General features: G+C 70.3%; 15 protein-coding genes and 1 pseudogene. 10 read left to right on the forward strand and 6 right to left on the reverse strand.

Going from position 1 to position 15,686, the window contains the following annotated elements; translation table 11 throughout:
- Positions 1 to 7 precede the first annotated feature (7 nt).
- The 3 genes from ACIOWN_RS30215 to ACIOWN_RS30225 are packed head-to-tail and all read left to right on the forward strand — an operon-like array spanning position 8 to position 2,482.
- Complete coding sequence (locus ACIOWN_RS30215) at positions 8 to 892, forward strand: metal ABC transporter ATP-binding protein (protein WP_401983897.1); 885 nt, start codon at positions 8 to 10, stop codon at positions 890 to 892.
- On the forward strand, positions 889 to 1,770 hold the full coding sequence (locus ACIOWN_RS30220) for a metal ABC transporter permease (protein ID WP_362354702.1): 882 nt from the start codon (positions 889 to 891) through the stop codon (positions 1,768 to 1,770). The genes ACIOWN_RS30215 and ACIOWN_RS30220 overlap by 4 nt, the downstream gene beginning before the upstream one ends.
- Positions 1,771 to 1,798: 28 nt before the next feature.
- On the forward strand, positions 1,799 to 2,482 hold the full coding sequence (locus ACIOWN_RS30225; RefSeq protein WP_401983899.1) for a DUF1490 family protein: 684 nt from the start codon (positions 1,799 to 1,801) through the stop codon (positions 2,480 to 2,482).
- 288 nt (positions 2,483 to 2,770) lie between these two features.
- On the opposite strand, the gene ACIOWN_RS30230 is transcribed toward ACIOWN_RS30225, so the two are convergent.
- From ACIOWN_RS30230 to ACIOWN_RS30245, 4 genes and pseudogenes are all read right to left on the reverse strand, one after another.
- A complete protein-coding gene (locus ACIOWN_RS30230; protein ID WP_401983901.1) occupies positions 2,771 to 3,520 on the reverse strand; it encodes a TIGR03943 family putative permease subunit in 750 nt (249 codons plus the stop codon).
- Positions 3,517 to 4,551 carry a permease gene (locus ACIOWN_RS30235; RefSeq protein ID WP_401983902.1) on the reverse strand — a complete coding sequence of 345 codons (1,035 nt, stop codon included), beginning with the start codon at positions 4,549 to 4,551 and terminating at the stop codon, positions 3,517 to 3,519. Before ACIOWN_RS30235 ends, ACIOWN_RS30230 begins: the two co-directional genes overlap by 4 nt.
- A gap of 336 nt (positions 4,552 to 4,887) precedes the next feature.
- Positions 4,888 to 5,078, reverse strand: a pseudogene (locus ACIOWN_RS30240) (ISAzo13 family transposase); the annotation flags it as partial.
- Positions 5,079 to 5,132: 54 nt separating this feature from the next.
- Entirely contained in the window at positions 5,133 to 5,888 is a 756-nt protein-coding gene (locus tag ACIOWN_RS30245; RefSeq protein ID WP_401983904.1) for a DUF4118 domain-containing protein, read from the reverse strand.
- 146 nt (positions 5,889 to 6,034) lie between these two features.
- Between ACIOWN_RS30245 and ACIOWN_RS30250 the strand changes: the two genes are divergently transcribed.
- From ACIOWN_RS30250 to ACIOWN_RS30280, 7 genes are all read left to right on the forward strand, one after another.
- Positions 6,035 to 7,873, forward strand: a complete 1,839-nt coding sequence (locus ACIOWN_RS30250; protein WP_362354693.1) for an APC family permease — start codon at positions 6,035 to 6,037, stop codon at positions 7,871 to 7,873.
- Between the two features lie 754 nt (positions 7,874 to 8,627).
- Positions 8,628 to 8,717: a K(+)-transporting ATPase subunit F gene (gene kdpF, locus ACIOWN_RS30255; protein ID WP_362354691.1), complete on the forward strand. Its 90-nt coding sequence runs from the start codon at positions 8,628 to 8,630 to the stop codon at positions 8,715 to 8,717.
- Between the two features lie 37 nt (positions 8,718 to 8,754).
- The gene (kdpA, locus tag ACIOWN_RS30260; RefSeq protein WP_362354689.1) at positions 8,755 to 10,419 is read left to right on the forward strand and encodes a potassium-transporting ATPase subunit KdpA; all 1,665 of its coding nucleotides are present in this window, start codon (positions 8,755 to 8,757) and stop codon (positions 10,417 to 10,419) included.
- On the forward strand, positions 10,419 to 12,548 hold the full coding sequence (gene kdpB, locus ACIOWN_RS30265) for a potassium-transporting ATPase subunit KdpB (RefSeq protein ID WP_362354687.1): 2,130 nt from the start codon (positions 10,419 to 10,421) through the stop codon (positions 12,546 to 12,548). Before kdpA ends, kdpB begins: the two co-directional genes overlap by 1 nt.
- A 21-nt stretch (positions 12,549 to 12,569) precedes the next feature.
- Positions 12,570 to 13,205, forward strand: a complete 636-nt coding sequence (kdpC, locus tag ACIOWN_RS30270) for a potassium-transporting ATPase subunit KdpC (protein ID WP_362354685.1) — start codon at positions 12,570 to 12,572, stop codon at positions 13,203 to 13,205.
- Between the two features lie 115 nt (positions 13,206 to 13,320).
- Positions 13,321 to 14,025: a response regulator transcription factor gene (locus tag ACIOWN_RS30275; protein ID WP_362354683.1), complete on the forward strand. Its 705-nt coding sequence runs from the start codon at positions 13,321 to 13,323 to the stop codon at positions 14,023 to 14,025.
- Positions 14,022 to 14,441 carry a DUF3592 domain-containing protein gene (locus ACIOWN_RS30280; RefSeq protein WP_362354681.1) on the forward strand — a complete coding sequence of 140 codons (420 nt, stop codon included), beginning with the start codon at positions 14,022 to 14,024 and terminating at the stop codon, positions 14,439 to 14,441. The genes ACIOWN_RS30275 and ACIOWN_RS30280 overlap by 4 nt, the downstream gene beginning before the upstream one ends.
- Positions 14,442 to 14,475: 34 nt before the next feature.
- Here ACIOWN_RS30280 and ACIOWN_RS30285 read toward each other — a convergent pair whose 3' ends face one another.
- Both ACIOWN_RS30285 and ACIOWN_RS30290 read right to left on the reverse strand, forming a co-directional pair.
- A complete protein-coding gene (locus ACIOWN_RS30285) occupies positions 14,476 to 14,877 on the reverse strand; it encodes a hypothetical protein (protein WP_362354679.1) in 402 nt (133 codons plus the stop codon).
- An 86-nt stretch (positions 14,878 to 14,963) separates the two neighbouring features.
- On the reverse strand, positions 14,964 to 15,686 hold a 723-nt coding region (locus tag ACIOWN_RS30290; protein ID WP_401983907.1), incomplete at its 5' end, for an RNA-guided endonuclease TnpB family protein.

Here is a 15,686-nt window from a genome sequence, read left to right on the forward strand (position 1 = left end):
ACCAGAGGTGGCTCCCGTACCCCGGGCCCGCGAGAGCAGGACACGAACCAGCGTCGTCGGCGCAGACACCGCCCCGCTGATCAGCCTCAGCAGCGCCGCCGTGGCCTACGGCACGCGGACGGTATGGCGTGATCTGGACCTCGAGATACGGCCCGGGGAGTTCCTCGCCGTGCTCGGGCCGAACGGGTCGGGCAAGACCAGCCTGGTGAAAGCCCTGCTGGGCCGACAGCCGCTGTCCGCGGGAACGCTGACCGTCCTCGGCCGCCCTCCCCGCGACGCCGGACGGCACATCGGGTACATCCCTCAGCAGGCGGCACTGTCCGCGCAGGAGATGCTGCGGGCCCGCGACCTGGTGCGCTTCGGGATCGACGGCCGCCGCTTCGGCCCGCGGCTGCGCACGAGCGCCGTCCGCCGGCGGGTCGACGAGATCCTGGAGCAGGTCGGGGCCTCCTCGTACGGTGACGTCCCGCTCGGTCTGCTGTCCGGTGGCGAACGCCAGCGCGTCCGCATCGCGCAGGCACTGGCCACCGACCCGCGCATCCTGTTGTGCGACGAACCGCTGCTCTCCCTGGACCTGAACCACCAGCGGGCGGTCACCGAACTGATCGACGCCCGCCGCCGCTCCCACGACACGGCGGTGATCTTCGTGACCCACGAGATCAACCCGGTCCTCGACCTGGTGGACCGGGTGCTGTACCTGGCACCGGGCGGCCATCGCGTCGGCACGCCGGAGGACGTCCTGACCTCCGGCTCGCTCTCCCGCCTGTACGGCACGCAGATCGACGTCGTCCGCGTCCACGGCCGGATCGTGGTGGCCGGCGTACCCGAAGAACCGGCCGCCCAGCCTCACCACAGCCACGAACTCCACGAGCCCGGCGGGAACCGGCCATGACGCTTGCCGACGGGATCTGGCAGCAGATCTTCAACTTCGCCAACTACGGCGGACTGCTCGCCCTGGTCCGCAACTCCCTCGCCGCCGGCGCCGCACTCGGCCTGATCGGCGGCCTGGCCGGGGTCTTCGTCATCATGCGCGACCTGCCCTTCGCGGTGCACGGCATCAGTGAACTGTCCTTCGCGGGCGCCTCGGCCGCGCTCCTGCTGGGGACGAACGTCGTGGCGGGATCGATCGTCGGCTCGCTCGTCGCGGCCGGCGCGATCGGCGTTCTGGGAGCGCGGGCCCGCGACCGCAACTCGGCGATCGGCATCCTCATGCCGTTCGGCCTGGGGCTGGGTGTCCTCTTCCTCGCCCTCTACAAGGGCCGGGCGGCCAACAAATTCGGCCTGCTCACCGGCCAGATCGTCGCCGTCGACACCCCGCAGACAACCTGGCTGCTCAGCACCTCCGCCGTGGTCCTGGTGGCTCTGGTGATGATGTGGCGGCCGCTGTCCTTCGCCAGCGCCGACCCGGACGTCGCCGAGGCCCGCGGCGTCCCGGTGCGAGGACTGTCCTTCGCCTTCATGATCGTGCTCGGCCTCGCCGTCGCCCTGTCCGTGCAGGTCGTCGGCGCCCTGCTGGTCCTCACCCTCGTCGTCACCCCCGCAGCGGCCGCCGCCCGCGTCACCGCCTCCCCCGTACTGCTACCACTGCTCAGCATCGTCTTCGCGGTGATCTCCATCGAGGGCGGCATTCTCCTCGCCCTGGGCAGCAGCATCCCCATCAGCCCGTACGTCACGACGATCTCGTTCACGATCTACGCCGTCTGCCGCCTGGTCGGCAAGTACCGCACCCGCCGCCCGGGAGCCAGGAGGACGGCCCCGCAGCCCGCCTGACCGAGCAGGTGGCGGCGGCAGTCGCGGCGTGCAGTGGCCGACGTCATCTGCCGAGGAAACCTGCGCGTGGGCCTCCGTTCGACCGGACGCACGGTACGGGCGCACGAGGGGGTCCGTCACTCAGCAGCGGCGGAAGGAGTCCTTCACGCATCCCCTCACCGTCGCCGGTGCCGCAGCCGGGCGTCTCGCCCACTACGCCGTCTCCGGAGTGGTGGGCGGCCTGATCATCCGGGGAGTCACGAAACGCACCCCCGACGGCCAACCCGCAGTCCGGAAGGCCCTCGTCGGTGGTATCACCCGCGGCATCGTCGCCGGCCGTTGGATCGCATCGGCCGCCGAGGAAGCCCGGCTCAAAGCAGGGGACATGATCGCGGAGGCCCGCACCACGCTCGGTGAGGAGGCACCGCCGCCCTCCGCGGTGAGCATCGCGGGCAACGACCTGCGCCAAGTCACCGCCGTCGTCGAACTCAGCCGCCACACCCTGCGCGTCGTCCGCCAGAACTACGGCCTCGCCATCGGAGTCGATCTGCTCGGCCTCCTCGCCAGCGCCGGCGGTTCCATGAACCCCGTTCTCGCGGCCCTGCTGCACAACATGAGCAGCATCGCGGTCGTCGGCAACTCGGCCCGACTGGTCAACCACACACCGCATCTTCCGCGGGTGACCGACGGGGAGTTGAAGGCGGCTCCGTTGGAAGACCGTCGGGTGCATTGACACCGTGCTGCCTTGACGGGCGTAGCCGCGTCGCCGAGCGACGAGGACAGGACCCCTCGGGTGGTCTCGGCGAACCGGCCCGGTCCGCCGACGGAAACGGCGACAGCGGACATGGTGGCAGCCGGCGGAGCGGCTGCGGGCCGGGACGGGAGAGGGCGTCGGCGGAAGCGTTGCCGGTGATCTGTCCAGGGTGGACCCGGCCCGCATGGTGCATTGTCTGGTCCACCGCGGCATGGAGGCACCGCTGACAACGCTCCACGTCGGTTCATGCGACTGAAGGGCGCCGGTTCATCTCGTGGGAGTGAGCGGAAGGGCGTCGGTGTACGCGTTCACCGGCTTGTCGGTCTTCTCCACGGAACGGGCGTCGAGCGCGGCAGGTGCGGAGCGCGTGCCCAGAGTTCCGCCGGGGTGCCAGGTACCCGTGACGGCCACCCAGGTGTCGGCCGGCGGGGCCGGGGTGCCGTGGATCCGCACCTTCACGGACTGGGCGTCCGCGGCGCAGCAGGAGATGATGATCCGGGTCAGAAACCAGCTGTCGCCCTGCTCGTCGGACGTGACGAACCCGGTCAACTGGACCGTACGCCCCTCGATGGCCCGCGTGCGGTCCTGCTGCACACGGCGGATGAAGTCCGAAAGGGTCATCGGAAGCAGCGAGGCCGTGGGCAGCGGGTCGAAGTCGTCCTCGTGCGTGACGGCCTTGGACGGCTGGCGGGAAGCGGTGTACGCGCCGAGGGCGGGCGGAGCATAGAGCAGCAGGCTCAACGCCGGGAGGAACAGCAGCCACGCGGCACGAGGTGCGCCGGAGTGGCTGTGCCCGTGGCCGCTGTCGCCGTGGTCCGTGTGTTCGTCGCCCTCGCGCCGTCGCGCGTACGACACCGCGTCCGCCGCGCCGAGCAGGATCAGCAGGGCTCCGGAGGCGATGAGCAGCGGGCGCATCCCCTCCGTGACGTACCGCAGGTACAGATCGGTGAACAGGGACACGCGCAGCAGGCCGATGCCGCTGAGGACGAGCAGGGTCGTCTGGAGCGGGCGTCTCACAGCAGTGCTCCTCCGATCAGCACACTGGACAGAACCGCCACGACCACCGTGGCAGCGGAGAACCGGACCGTAAAGGCCCGGCCGAAGGTACCCGCCTGCAGGGCGATCAGCTTCAGGTCGACCACCGGACCGACGACCATGAACGCCAGCCGCGCGACCGGCGAGAACCCGCTCAGCGAGGCCGCCACGAACGCGTCCGCCTCCGAACACACCGCCAGCACGATCGCCAGCCCGGCCAGGAACAGCACCGACAGCCAGGGCGAACCGGAGAACGCATCCACCACGGAACGGGGCACCGCCACATTGAACGTGGCCGCCGCCATCGCACCCACCACCAGGAAACCGCCCGCGTGCAGGAAGTCGTGCTGGAAGCCGGTCCGGAACTCCCGCCACCGACTGCCACCCGCCTGGTGCCCGCTGTGCCGCACGACCGGCCGCAGCCACTCGGCCCGCCCCAGCCAGAGCCACAGCCAGCCCATCACCAACGCCGTCCCCAGCGAGGCCAGCAGCCGGGCGGCGACCATGGCCGGCTGCCCGGGGAAGGCCACCGCGGTGGCCGTCAGCACCACGGGGTTGATCGCGGGCGCCGACAGCAGGAACGCGAACGCGGCCGCCGGTGTGACACCCCGTCCGATCAGGCGGTTCGCCACCGGCACCGACGCGCACTCGCAGCCCGGCAGGACGACACCCGCGACGCCGGCCACCGGCACGGCGAGCACCGGCCGACTCGGCAGCGCACGGCTGAACACCGCCGCCGGCACGAACGCGTTGATGGCACCGGAAAGGGCCGTACCCAGCAGAAGGAAGGGCAGCGCCTGCACGGTCACGGCAAGACAGACGGTCCGCCACGCCTGCATCGCCGGCGTCTCCATCCACCGGCCCCCGAAGTAGAGCACCACGCCGGGAACGGTGGCCGCCCCCAGCAACAGAAGCGGCCAGAACCGGGGCCAGCCAGGGACGGCCTCGTCCCCCACCGCTCTGCCCGCGTCGGCGGCCTCGGCCTCCCCGGCCCGTTCCTCTGTTCTCTGCACGCCAGCTCCGCCTGTCAGATGTTCCGGTCAACATAACGGGCGCCGACGAACACGAAATCCGAACGCGCCAAGCCCAGCGAGGACAAGCTCCGTCGTACGGCCGGTGCGAGCAGGCTCGGCGGTTCCGTCCCACTCAGGTTGTCGATCAGGTCCTTCTTCCGGCAGCTCGGCAACGACGGTTCCCAGGTGCCTTCCCTCCCTGGCTGAGGCGGCGCTCCATCGGGCTTGGCTGTCCTCGTTCATGAGCATTGCAACACGATGATTCACCTGAATTTTGCAGAGGACAGGGAGCCCTGGTCACTTCCTGATGTCGTACCCATAGCGGAGGCTGAAGTCCTGCTCGGGCTCGACCAACGCCAGCAACGCCGGGACCGGGCCCGGATCCGAATCCCGCAGCCTCTCTCGCCCCGCGCCCGCGGTGCGAGCCCGGCCCGCCGGACCGGGCCGGCACCGAGTTCACGCACACCCCGGCCAACGGTGGACTCCGCCATCCGCGCCGCTCGGGCCACCGTGCGGATCCCGCCGTAGGGTGCGGACAGGTCAGGGGCCAGGGAGGGTGATCCAGTACAGACGCAGCCGTCTCAGGGGCGGGGTGCCGTTTCCCTCCAGATGGTCTGCAGCGCCGCGCCGGCCTGGTCGGCCAGGGTGACGGCGACCAGGCGCGCCTCAAGGGGCGGGGTGTGGCCGGGCGTCGGCTGGAGGAGGAACCGGCCGTGGAAGCGGCCGCCGGCGAAGACGCGCAGCTCGATGTCCTGGTCGGGCAGACCGAGGCGATCGACGTCCCACCTCTTGCGGCCGACGGTGACGGAGCCGTCGTTTTCCAGGCGGGGGGCGTGGCCGAGCAGGGTGCCGTACTGGAAGCGGCAGCCGCGCAGGTGGAGCAGGCCGACGAGTTGGGCGCGTACGCACTCCACCACCGCGTCGGGCGAGGTCGCCGTCTGGGCCAGGCGGGCCGCGTGGTGGAGCTGGGCGAGGTAGTCGGCGTCGGTGATGGTGACGACCTCCAGGCGTCGGGCGCGGGCCGCCAGCTGGGAGACGACCAGCCCGACGGTGAGCAGCACGACCGCGGTGGTGATGTCGGCAGGGCTGCTGATGGTGAGCCGCTGGTAGGGGACGGTGAAGAAGAAGTCGAACCAGACGGCCGCGGACAGGGCGGCGAGGACGCCGGCCAGGCGGTGGCCGAGGGCCGCCGCGGCGACGACGACCACGACCAGGACCAGCGCGACGACGGTGTTGGCCAGTGCGGCGCGGAAGGGCAGCAGCACCGCGCAGACCGCGAGCGGCGCCACGAGGGCGGCGATGATCGCGACGGGCCCCCTGACGAGGTGGTCGGGCATGGTGGGCACCTCCTGCTTGCGTCTTCCGGTGTAGCAGGGCAAACGCGACCCGGGACGACCTTTAACGCCTCTCTTGCGCTGAAACAGGGCGTTTTGCGGAATTCTGACCCCGGGGTGCGCAGGACGACGTGAGGGCAGGTGAAGCCGTGAGTGGGCGTGCTGGGGGCGTCGGCGGCCGCCGCCGTGTCGGGCGGCTCGCCGGGAGGCGCCAGGAGCGGGACCGGCTGACCGTGCCGCAAGGGCTGGCGGCCCTGTCCCTGGACGCACTGGCCTCCGTGGCCTACGGGCCGGAGGCGATCGTGGTGGTGCTGGCGGTGGCCGGCAGTCAGGGCCTGGGTTTGACCCTGCCGGTCACGCTGGCGATCGTCGTGCTGCTGGCGGCACTGACGTTCTCCTACCGGCAGGTGATCGCCGCGTTTCCGAACGGGGGCGGCGCCTACGCGGTCGCGAGGCGCCATCTGGGCCGGCGGGTCAGTCTGGTCGCCGCCGCCTCACTGATCATCGACTACGTGCTGAACGTCGCCGTGTCGGTCTCGGCCGGCGTGGCCGCGCTCACCTCCGCCTTCCCCGCCCTGTACGGCGATCGGGTCCTGCTGTGCGTGATCGCCCTGGGGCTGATCACCGCGGTCAACCTCTACGGGGTCGCCGAGTCCGCCAAGGTGATGATCGCCCCCACGGCCGTGTTCATCGTGGCGATCGCCGCCGTGATCGTGGCCGGCCTGGTGCGCCCGACACCGGCCGTGCCGCCCACCCACCCGACGGCCTCCGCCGCCTCCGCGGTCGGAGCCCTGTTGCTGCTGCGCGCGTTCGCCTCGGGCTGCTCGGCCCTGACCGGCGTCGAGGCCATCGCCAACGCCGTCCCCACCTTCCGCACCCCGCGGGTCCGGCGGGCCCAGCGCACCGAGGTCGCGCTCGGCGCGCTGCTGGGGACCATGCTGATCGGACTGTCGCTGCTCATCGGCAAGTTCCACGTCGCACCGAACAGCACCAAGACCGTACTGGCGCAGCTGACCGAGGCGTCGCTGGGGCACAACGCCGGTTTCTACGTGGTGCAGTTCGCCACCATGGTGCTGCTCGCGCTCGCGGCCAACACCTCCTTCGGCGGCATGCCGGTCCTGACCTCCCTGCTGGCGCGCGACAACCACCTGCCGCACGTCTTCGGGCTGCGCGCCGACCGGCAGGTCTACCGCTACGGCGTCGTCGTGCTCGCCGTCGCCGCCCTGGTCCTGCTGGTCGTGGCCGAGGGCGACACACAGAAACTGGTACCGGTCTTCGCCATCGGCGTGTTCATCGGCTTCACCCTCTCCCAGGCCGGCATGGTCCGGCACTGGCACCTCGACCAGGGGCGGGGCTGGTACCGGCGCGCGGCCGTCAACGCACTGGGCGCACTCCTGACCACCGCGGCGCTGGCCGTCGAACTGGTCGCGAAGTTCCACGAGGGCGGCTGGCTGGTGTTCCTCACCGTCGCCGTCCTGGTCGCCGTGTTCGAAGCCGTGCACCGCGCCTACCGGCGGATCGGCGCCGCCCTGCGCCTCGGCGAGATCCCCGCCCGCCCCGAGCCGCGCCACTCGGTCGTCGTCGTCCCCGTCGGCGCGGTCAACGTCCTCACCCGCGAGGCCCTCAGCGCCGCACTGTCCCTGGGCGGCGACGTCCGCGCCGTCACCGTCGTCCACCCCGAGGACCGCGACGCCCCCTCCGCCGACGAGGTCCACGCCGCCTGGAACGCCTGGCAACCCGGCGTCCCGCTCACCGTGCTGCACAGCCGCACCCGCTCCCTGACCCGGCCCGTCGTCGACCACCTGCGCGCGCTCGCAGCCCAGGACCGCCACGACCGCATCGTGGTCCTCATCCCTGAGATGCGCCTGCCCAAGCCCTGGCAGCGACTGCTGCAGAACCAGCGCGGCGCCGTCCTGGACCGCGCCGTCCGCCGCCACACCGACGCCGTCATCTGCCGCCTGCGCTTCCCCCTCCACCTCGGCCACTGACCCCTCAAGGCTTCCGTCATGCGGGCGGATGCCGGCCAGGGACCAGGCGTGGTCCTCCCAGACGCCCACTCTGCGGCGCCGTGTCTGGACGGCGGCCTCGACGAGCAGGCGTGCCAGGTCGGCGGAAAGGTCCAGATGCCGTCCCAGCCACGCGGCGTCCGCTCCGTGCGTGGCCAGGATCCACGCCGCGTACACGCGGTCCATGGACGGCGCGGCACGGTCCTTGTCGACCGGCGGACCGAAGTCCCGGCCCCGGGGCCGCCGCACCCGCCGGGCCCCTACTCGACCTGGCAAGGCCGGCCGGTCGGCCTTCAGGCCGCCCGCGAGCAGCTGAGAGAGGCACGGTACGGCGGGCCTCCGCCCAGGCGGTGGGCGGCATTCCGCACGGTTTCGTTCGGGTCGCCGAGCTATGGCCGGAACAAGCCTGCTGCTGCCCGGCCCTGCCGAGGGTCAGGGCCGTCCTGCCGGCCGGCGAGCGCCTCACGGTGGACCGCGGGTCGGCCTCAGAACATCAAGAAATCATCAAATGAGTACCCGACGGCGTTACAAACCCGCTAATAAGCCTTGCCGGGCAAATGACGCAGAGCTGTTCTGAATGAGCCGGTTTCTACCGGCATAACCCCTTTCCCTGCACCCGGCGTTCCCTTCCCGTCGTCGCTACGGGGGTGTCGCACATGTCGGATCTTGGATTCATCGTCCTCGCCATTGCCGCGTTCGCCCTGATCGGTCTGATCGCCAAGGGAGTGAGCCGACTGTGAGCCTGGACAACATCGTCGGCCTGGCCGTCGCCGTCTGCCTGGTGATCTACCTGGTCCTGTGCCTGATCTTCCCCGAGAAGTTCTAGCTGCGTCCCACACGGTCCGTAGCCGGAGAGGTTCTCCATGAACGCCACTCTCGCGGGCTGGTTGCAGATCATCGCCCTGGTGGGTGCGCTGGCCCTGACCTTCCGCCCGCTCGGCGACTACATGGCGCATGTCCTCACCTCCCCGCGTCACCGGCGTGCGGAACGCCTGGTCTACCGGGTCGGCGGCGTGCAGGCGGACGCCGAGCAGACGTGGCCCGGTTATCTGCGCAGCGTGCTGGCGTTCTCCTTGGTCTCGGTGCTGTTCCTCTACGGCTTCCTGCGGCTGCAGAACCATCTGCTGCTCTCCCTCGGCGTGAAGCCGGTCAGCCCCGACCTGGCCTTCAACACCGCCGCCTCCTTCGTCACCAACACCAACTGGCAGGCGTACTCGGGGGAGTCGGCCATGGGCCATCTGGTGCAGATGGCGGGCCTGGCGGTGCAGAACTTCGTCTCGGCGGCGGCCGGGATCGCCGTGGTCGCGGCCCTGATCCGTGGGTTCGCCCGCAAGAGGACCGGTCAGGTCGGCAACTTCTGGCAGGACCTCACCAGGATCGTGCTGCGGCTCCTGCTGCCGATCTCGCTGGTCATGGCGGTCGTGATGGTCGCCGCGGGCACGGTCGAGAACTTCCACGGCTTCCAGTCGATCACCACGATCGCCGGGCAGTATCAGTCCGTCCCCGGCGGCCCGGTCGCCTCCCAGGAGGTCATCAAGGAGCTGGGCACCAACGGAGGCGGGTTCTACAACGCCAACTCCGCCCACCCCTTCGAGAACCCCAATCCGTTCACCAACTGGCTGGAGATCTACCTGCTGCTGGTGATCGGGTTCGCTCTGCCGCGGACCTTCGGGAAGATGGTCGGCGACAACCGCCAGGGCTACGCGATCGTCGCCGTGATGGCGCTGATCTGGGCCGCCTCGGTGGCCATCGTCACCGCCAACGAGCTGCACAGCGTGAGCAGCTCGGCCGGACACGCGGCCGGCGGGATGATGGAGGGCAAGGAGCAGCGGTTCGGGATCTGGGCTTCGGCCCTGTTCGCCGTGTCCACGACCCTGACGTCCTGCGGTGCGGTCAACTCCTTCCATGACTCGTACACGCCGGGCGGCGGCGGCCTGACGATCTTCAACATGATGCTCGGCGAGATCGCGCCCGGCGGCACCGGGTCCGGCCTCTACGGGATCCTGATCCTGGCCGTCGTGGCGGTTTTCGTCGCCGGCCTCATGGTCGGCCGCACGCCCGAGTACCTGGGCAAGAAGCTGCGCGGCCGGGAGATGAAGTATGCCTCGCTGTACATCCTCACCACTCCGGCGATCGTGCTGATCGGCACCGGCATCGCGATGGCCCTGCCGGGCGAGCGGGCGGCGATGCTCAACCACGGTCCGCACGGCTTCTCCGAAGTGCTCTACGCCTTCACCTCGGCTGCCAACAACAACGGCTCCGCGTTCGCCGGGCTGAGCGCCAACACCGTCTGGTACAACACCGCGCTCGGGCTTGCGATGATCCTGGGCCGTTTCCTGCCGATGGTGTTCGTGCTGGCGCTGGCCGGATCGCTCGCCGCGCAGCAGCCGGTACCGATCACGGCGGGCACGCTGCCCACCCACCGGCCGCAGTTCGTCGGCCTGCTGTCCGCCGTGATCCTCATCGTCGTCGGCCTCACCTACCTGCCCGCGCTCGCGCTGGGGCCGCTCGCGGAAGGGTTGCACTGATGCCCACCACCGTGAAAGCCGCGGCACCGACGGGCCCGCCGGCGACTGATCGGCATCGGGTCTCTGCGGGATTGCTGGAGCCCAGGCTGCTCCTCGCCTCCGTTCCCGGCGCGCTGCGCAAGCTCGATCCGCGTCTGATGGTGAAGAACCCCGTGATGTTCGTGGTCGAGGTCGGCGCGGTGCTGACCACCCTGTCGGCGATCAAGGACCCGAGCGTCTTCGCCTGGGTGATCACCGTCTGGCTCTGGCTGACCGTGGCCTTCGCCAACCTGTCGGAGGCGGTGGCGGAGGGACGTGGCAAGGCGCAGGCGGAGACGCTGCGCCGGGCGAAGAAGGACACCATGGCCCGCCGTGTCATCCATGCCCGGCAGCCCGGCGCACCGGAGGTCACCGAGGAGGTTGCGGGCACCGAACTGCGGCTCGGTGACCTGGTCGTGGTCGAGGCCGGCGAGGTCATCCCCGGTGACGGCGATGTGGTCGAGGGCATCGCGAGCGTGGACGAGTCCGCGATCACGGGTGAGTCGGCTCCGGTGATCCGTGAATCGGGCGGTGACCGCTCCGCCGTGACGGGCGGGACGAAGGTGCTCTCCGACCGCATCTTGGTGCGGATCACCTCGAAACCCGGCGAGACCTTCATCGACCGGATGATCGCCCTGGTGGAGGGTGCGGCCCGGCAGAAGACACCGAACGAGATCGCGCTGAACATCGTGCTGGCCTCGCTGACCATCATCTTCGTGGTCGCCGTGGTGACCCTGCAGCCCTTCGCCATCTTCGCCGGCGCCGAGCAGTCCATCGTCATCCTCGTGGCACTGGTCGTCGCCCTGATCCCGACCACGATCGGCGCGCTCCTCTCCGCGATCGGCATCGCGGGCATGGACCGGCTGGTACAGCGCAATGTGCTGGCCATGTCCGGACGCGCCGTGGAGGCCGCGGGCGACGTCAACACCCTGTTGCTGGACAAGACGGGCACCATCACCCTGGGCAATCGGCAGGCCGCCGAGTTCCTGCCGGTCAGCGGCATCGACCTGGAGACGCTGGCGGACGCGGCCCAGCTGTCCTCGATCGCCGACGAAACGCCCGAAGGCCGCTCGATCGTGGTCCTCGCCAAGGAACGACACGCGCTGCGCGCACGGACCGAAGGTGAGCTGGCGCATGCCGAGTTCGTCCCGTTCACCGCGCAGACCCGGATGTCGGGCGTGGACCTCAACGGCGCGCTGGACAACCGCTCGCTGCGCAAGGGCGCGGCCACCGCGGTCATGCGCTGGGTCCGCGACCACGGCGGCCACCCCACCGACGAGGTCGGCCCGCTGGTCGACGGCATCTCCGCCAGCGGCGGCACGCCGCTGGTCGTCGGCGAGGTGGTGCGGCAGGCAGGTGTCGAGAGCGCCCGGATCCTCGGTGTCATCCATCTCAAGGACGTGGTCAAGCACGGTATGCGCGAGCGCTTCGACGAACTGCGCCGCATGGGCATCCGCACGGTGATGATCACCGGTGACAACTCGCTCACCGCCAAGGCGATCGCCGAGGAGGCGGGCGTGGACGACTTCCTCGCCGAGGCCACTCCCGAGGACAAGATGGCGCTGATCAAGCGGGAGCAGGCCGACGGCAAGCTGGTCGCGATGACCGGGGACGGCACCAACGACGCCCCGGCCCTGGCGCAGGCCGACGTCGGCGTGGCCATGAACACCGGCACGTCGGCCGCCAAGGAGGCCGGCAACATGGTCGACCTCGACTCCAACCCGACCAAGCTCATCGAGATCGTCGAGATTGGCAAGCAACTCTTGATCACCCGGGGCTCGTTGACCACCTTCTCCATCGCCAACGACATCGCCAAGTACTTCGCGATCATCCCCGCGATGTTCGCGAGCGTCTACCCGGGGCTGCGCCATCTCAACATCATGGGCCTGCACAGCCCGACCTCGGCGATCGCCTCGGCGATCATCTTCAACGCCCTGATCATCATCGCGCTGATCCCGCTGGCCCTGCGCGGCGTGCGCTACCGGCCCTCCTCAGCGGCGGCGCTGCTCAGCCGCAACATCTGGATCTACGGCCTCGGCGGCCTGGTGCTGCCGTTCCTCGGCATCAAGGTCATCGACCTGATCATCCAGTTCGTCCCCGGACTGCACTGACCGACAAGGAGGGCGATCTTCGTGCTCGGCTCTCTCGCCCACGTGGTCCGCCACCACCTGGCGGCGCTGCGCATGCTGCTGGTGTTCACCGTGATCACCGGCATCGCCTATCCGCTGCTCGTCACCGGCATTGCCCAGGGCGTCTTTCCGCACCAGGCCAACGGATCCATGATCAAGGACAGCGGACGTCCGGTCGCCTCCGCCCTCATCGGCCAGAACTTCAACCTCCCGCTGCGCAAAGGCCAGACCACGCCGGCACCCGACCCCAAGTGGTTCCAGCCCCGCCTGTCCGCGGCGGGGAGGACTGGCTACGACCCGACCAGCTCCGGCGCCTCCAACCTCGGCCCCAACAACGCCACGCTGATCAAGACGATCGCCCAACGCCGGGCCGCGGTGGCCGCGTTCGACGGCGTTCGGCCGAGCAGCGTTCCCGCCGACGCGGTCACCACCTCCGGCTCCGGGCTCGACCCGGACATCTCACCCGCCTACGCCCACGAGCAGGTGAACCGGGTGGCCAAGGCCCGCGGGCTGGACCCGGCCGCGGTCCGCAAGCTCGTCGCCGCGCACGTCAGTGGCCGCCAGCTGGGTTTCCTGGGTCAGGACAGTGTCAACGTCGTCCGGCTCAACCACGATCTGGCCGCATCGCAGCCACGATGAACATGCACCGCGCACCATGCGTCACGCGGTCCGGTCCCGCGAACTCCCCCTCGCCCGACCGGGCTGCGGCACTCCTGGCGCGAGGGCGCCGTCCAGCGCAGGGAGAGGGACGGAGATGACGCGACACGTAATGGTCGTCGACCACGAGCCGCAGCTGTTGCGCGCCCTGGCCGTCAGTCTCACCGCGCAGAGCTACGCCGTCGTCACCGCGTCCGACGGAACCAGCGCCCTGAGCCGGGCCTCCCAGACGCCGCCGGACGCGGTCATCGTCGACCTCGATCTGCCGAACGCCGACAGCACCGACGTCATCACCGGCCTGCGGTCCTGGTCGTCCGTGCCCGTCATCGCGCTGTCGGAGCACGCCGCACCCGCCGACGTCGTCGGCGCGCTGGACGCGGGCGCCGACGACTACGTGGCCAAGCCGTTCGCCATGGAGGAATTGCTGGCCCGGTTGCGTGCCGTGCTGCGGCGTACGGACCGTGGTGGCGGACCTCGGACGGTCACCGTCGGCGACTACGCCGTCGACCTGACCGCCTGCACCGTGGTGAGCGACTCGGGGCGCGGCGAGACCGTCCACCTCACGCCCAAGGAATGGCAACTGCTCGCCACGCTGTTGCGCAATCCGGGACGGCTGGTCACCGGCCATCAACTGCTGCGCGACATCTGGGGACCGGGGCACGACGAGCACTCCAACTACCTGCGCATCAACATCTCGGGCCTGCGCCACAAACTCGAGCCCGACCCGGCGCATCCGCGCTACCTGATCACCGAGCCCCGCATGGGTTACCGCTTCGAACCCAGCGGAGACAAGGCGCGGTGAGCACGGCAGACACGGTCGTCATGGCGGTCTTCGCCGCCTGCGGCGGTTGCGTGATGGCGCTCGCCGGACTCACCGGCCTGCGCCAGACCCGCAGGATCGAGCGCACCGGCGTCAGGGCCTGGGCACTGGTCAAGCCCGACCCCGAAGCGCGTGGCGAGGGCCCCCCGTCGCCACGCCCACTGCTCCAGTTCAGCACAGAGACCGGCCAAGTGGTGGAGATCGGCAGCCCCGTACCGGCGACACGACGGCGGCCCTTGCGCGACGGCGACACACTACTGATCACCTACGACCCGGCCGACCCGGGCAGGATCGTCGTCCACAACCGCGAACGGCGTTTACTGGACTACGGGTTCATCGCCGCCGGAACGCTCGTGCTCCTGCTCGCACTGGTGCTGGTCGGCCTCGCAGCGCCGTAGCCCGTGCTCAGCATCCCCACGGGAGCGTCGCCACTTACAGAGCGGCTTCACCGTCCCGGCTGTGCTCGTGCTGCTCCTCATGATCGCCGCCGATATGCTCCAGTTGCCACGTCCCCTGGTCGATGCGGAGCCGGCTGGTGAACGCCCGCAGAAGCCGGGCGTCCTCGGCGCTGAGACGGCCGCCTGCCAGCGCCAGGATCCGGCCGCCGGCCACAGCGGCGGTGAAGGGTGCGTCTTCGGGGGTCTCCGGTGAGGAGAGGCCTGCCGCCGCTTCGGCCTCCCATCCGCTGTCTGTCTGCCGCAGGAGTGCGACCCCCTCCAGATCGAAGGCGCGGCGCAGGGCGTCGACGAGGTCGGCGGAGGCCATCGTCCCGGCTGCGAGCACGTCGGCCACCAGGCGAGCGAGGCTTTCGGCTTCCACCTGCGCGCGGGTCACCTGGAGTGCCCGTCTGGCCAGGCTGTCGACGAGGAGGCCGACCGTGACGCCGACGACGGCGAAGACGAACAGGCCGACGAGATCGATCAGCCGGTCGACACGCAGGCTGTATTGACGTGCTCCCTGGCCTGAAGTCCAGGGATTCCGGCCTGGGCCGGCTGGCCCTTCCGGGGGCTTCCTGCTTCAACGCGCTGTGCCGGGACTTTCGTCCTGGTCTTACCGGCGCTCCACGAGGCGTTTGGTGTCTCCGCCCGTCCGGCGGCGACGATGCGGCGTCCTTCGAACAGGACGTTGCGGGCTGCGTTGTGGTCGCGGTCGTGCACAGCCCCGCACTGGCCGCACGTCCACTGACGGACGTGCAGGGGCTTGGGGCCGTCCCGGAAACCGCAGGCCGAGCAGACCTGAGAGGACGGGAAGGCCCGGCCCGCCTTGGCGAAGGTCCGGCCGTGCCTGACCGCCTTGTACTCCAGCATGCCGACGAACGCGGACCATCCCGCGTCGTGCACGGACCTGGCAAGCCGAACACGGCCGAGACCGGACACCGCGAGGTCCTCCACGAACACCGCTTGGTTGTCGCGGATGATCTGTGTGGAAACCTTGTGGTGCCAGTCCCGGCGCCGGTCCGCCACCTTGGCGTGCTGGCGAGCGACCTTGATGCGGGCCTTGGCCCGGTTCTTCGATCCCTTCACCTTGCGGGACAACTCCCGTCCAAGCCGCTTGAGCTTCTTCTCGGCCCTGCGCAGGAAGCGGGGGCTGTCGACCTTCCGGCCGTCGGACAGGACGGCGAAGGCGGACAGGCCCAGGTCGAT

It is taken from the genome of Streptomyces sp. NPDC087787 (genome assembly GCF_044743035.1).
Classification (GTDB): Bacteria; Actinomycetota; Actinomycetes; order Streptomycetales; family Streptomycetaceae; genus Streptomyces.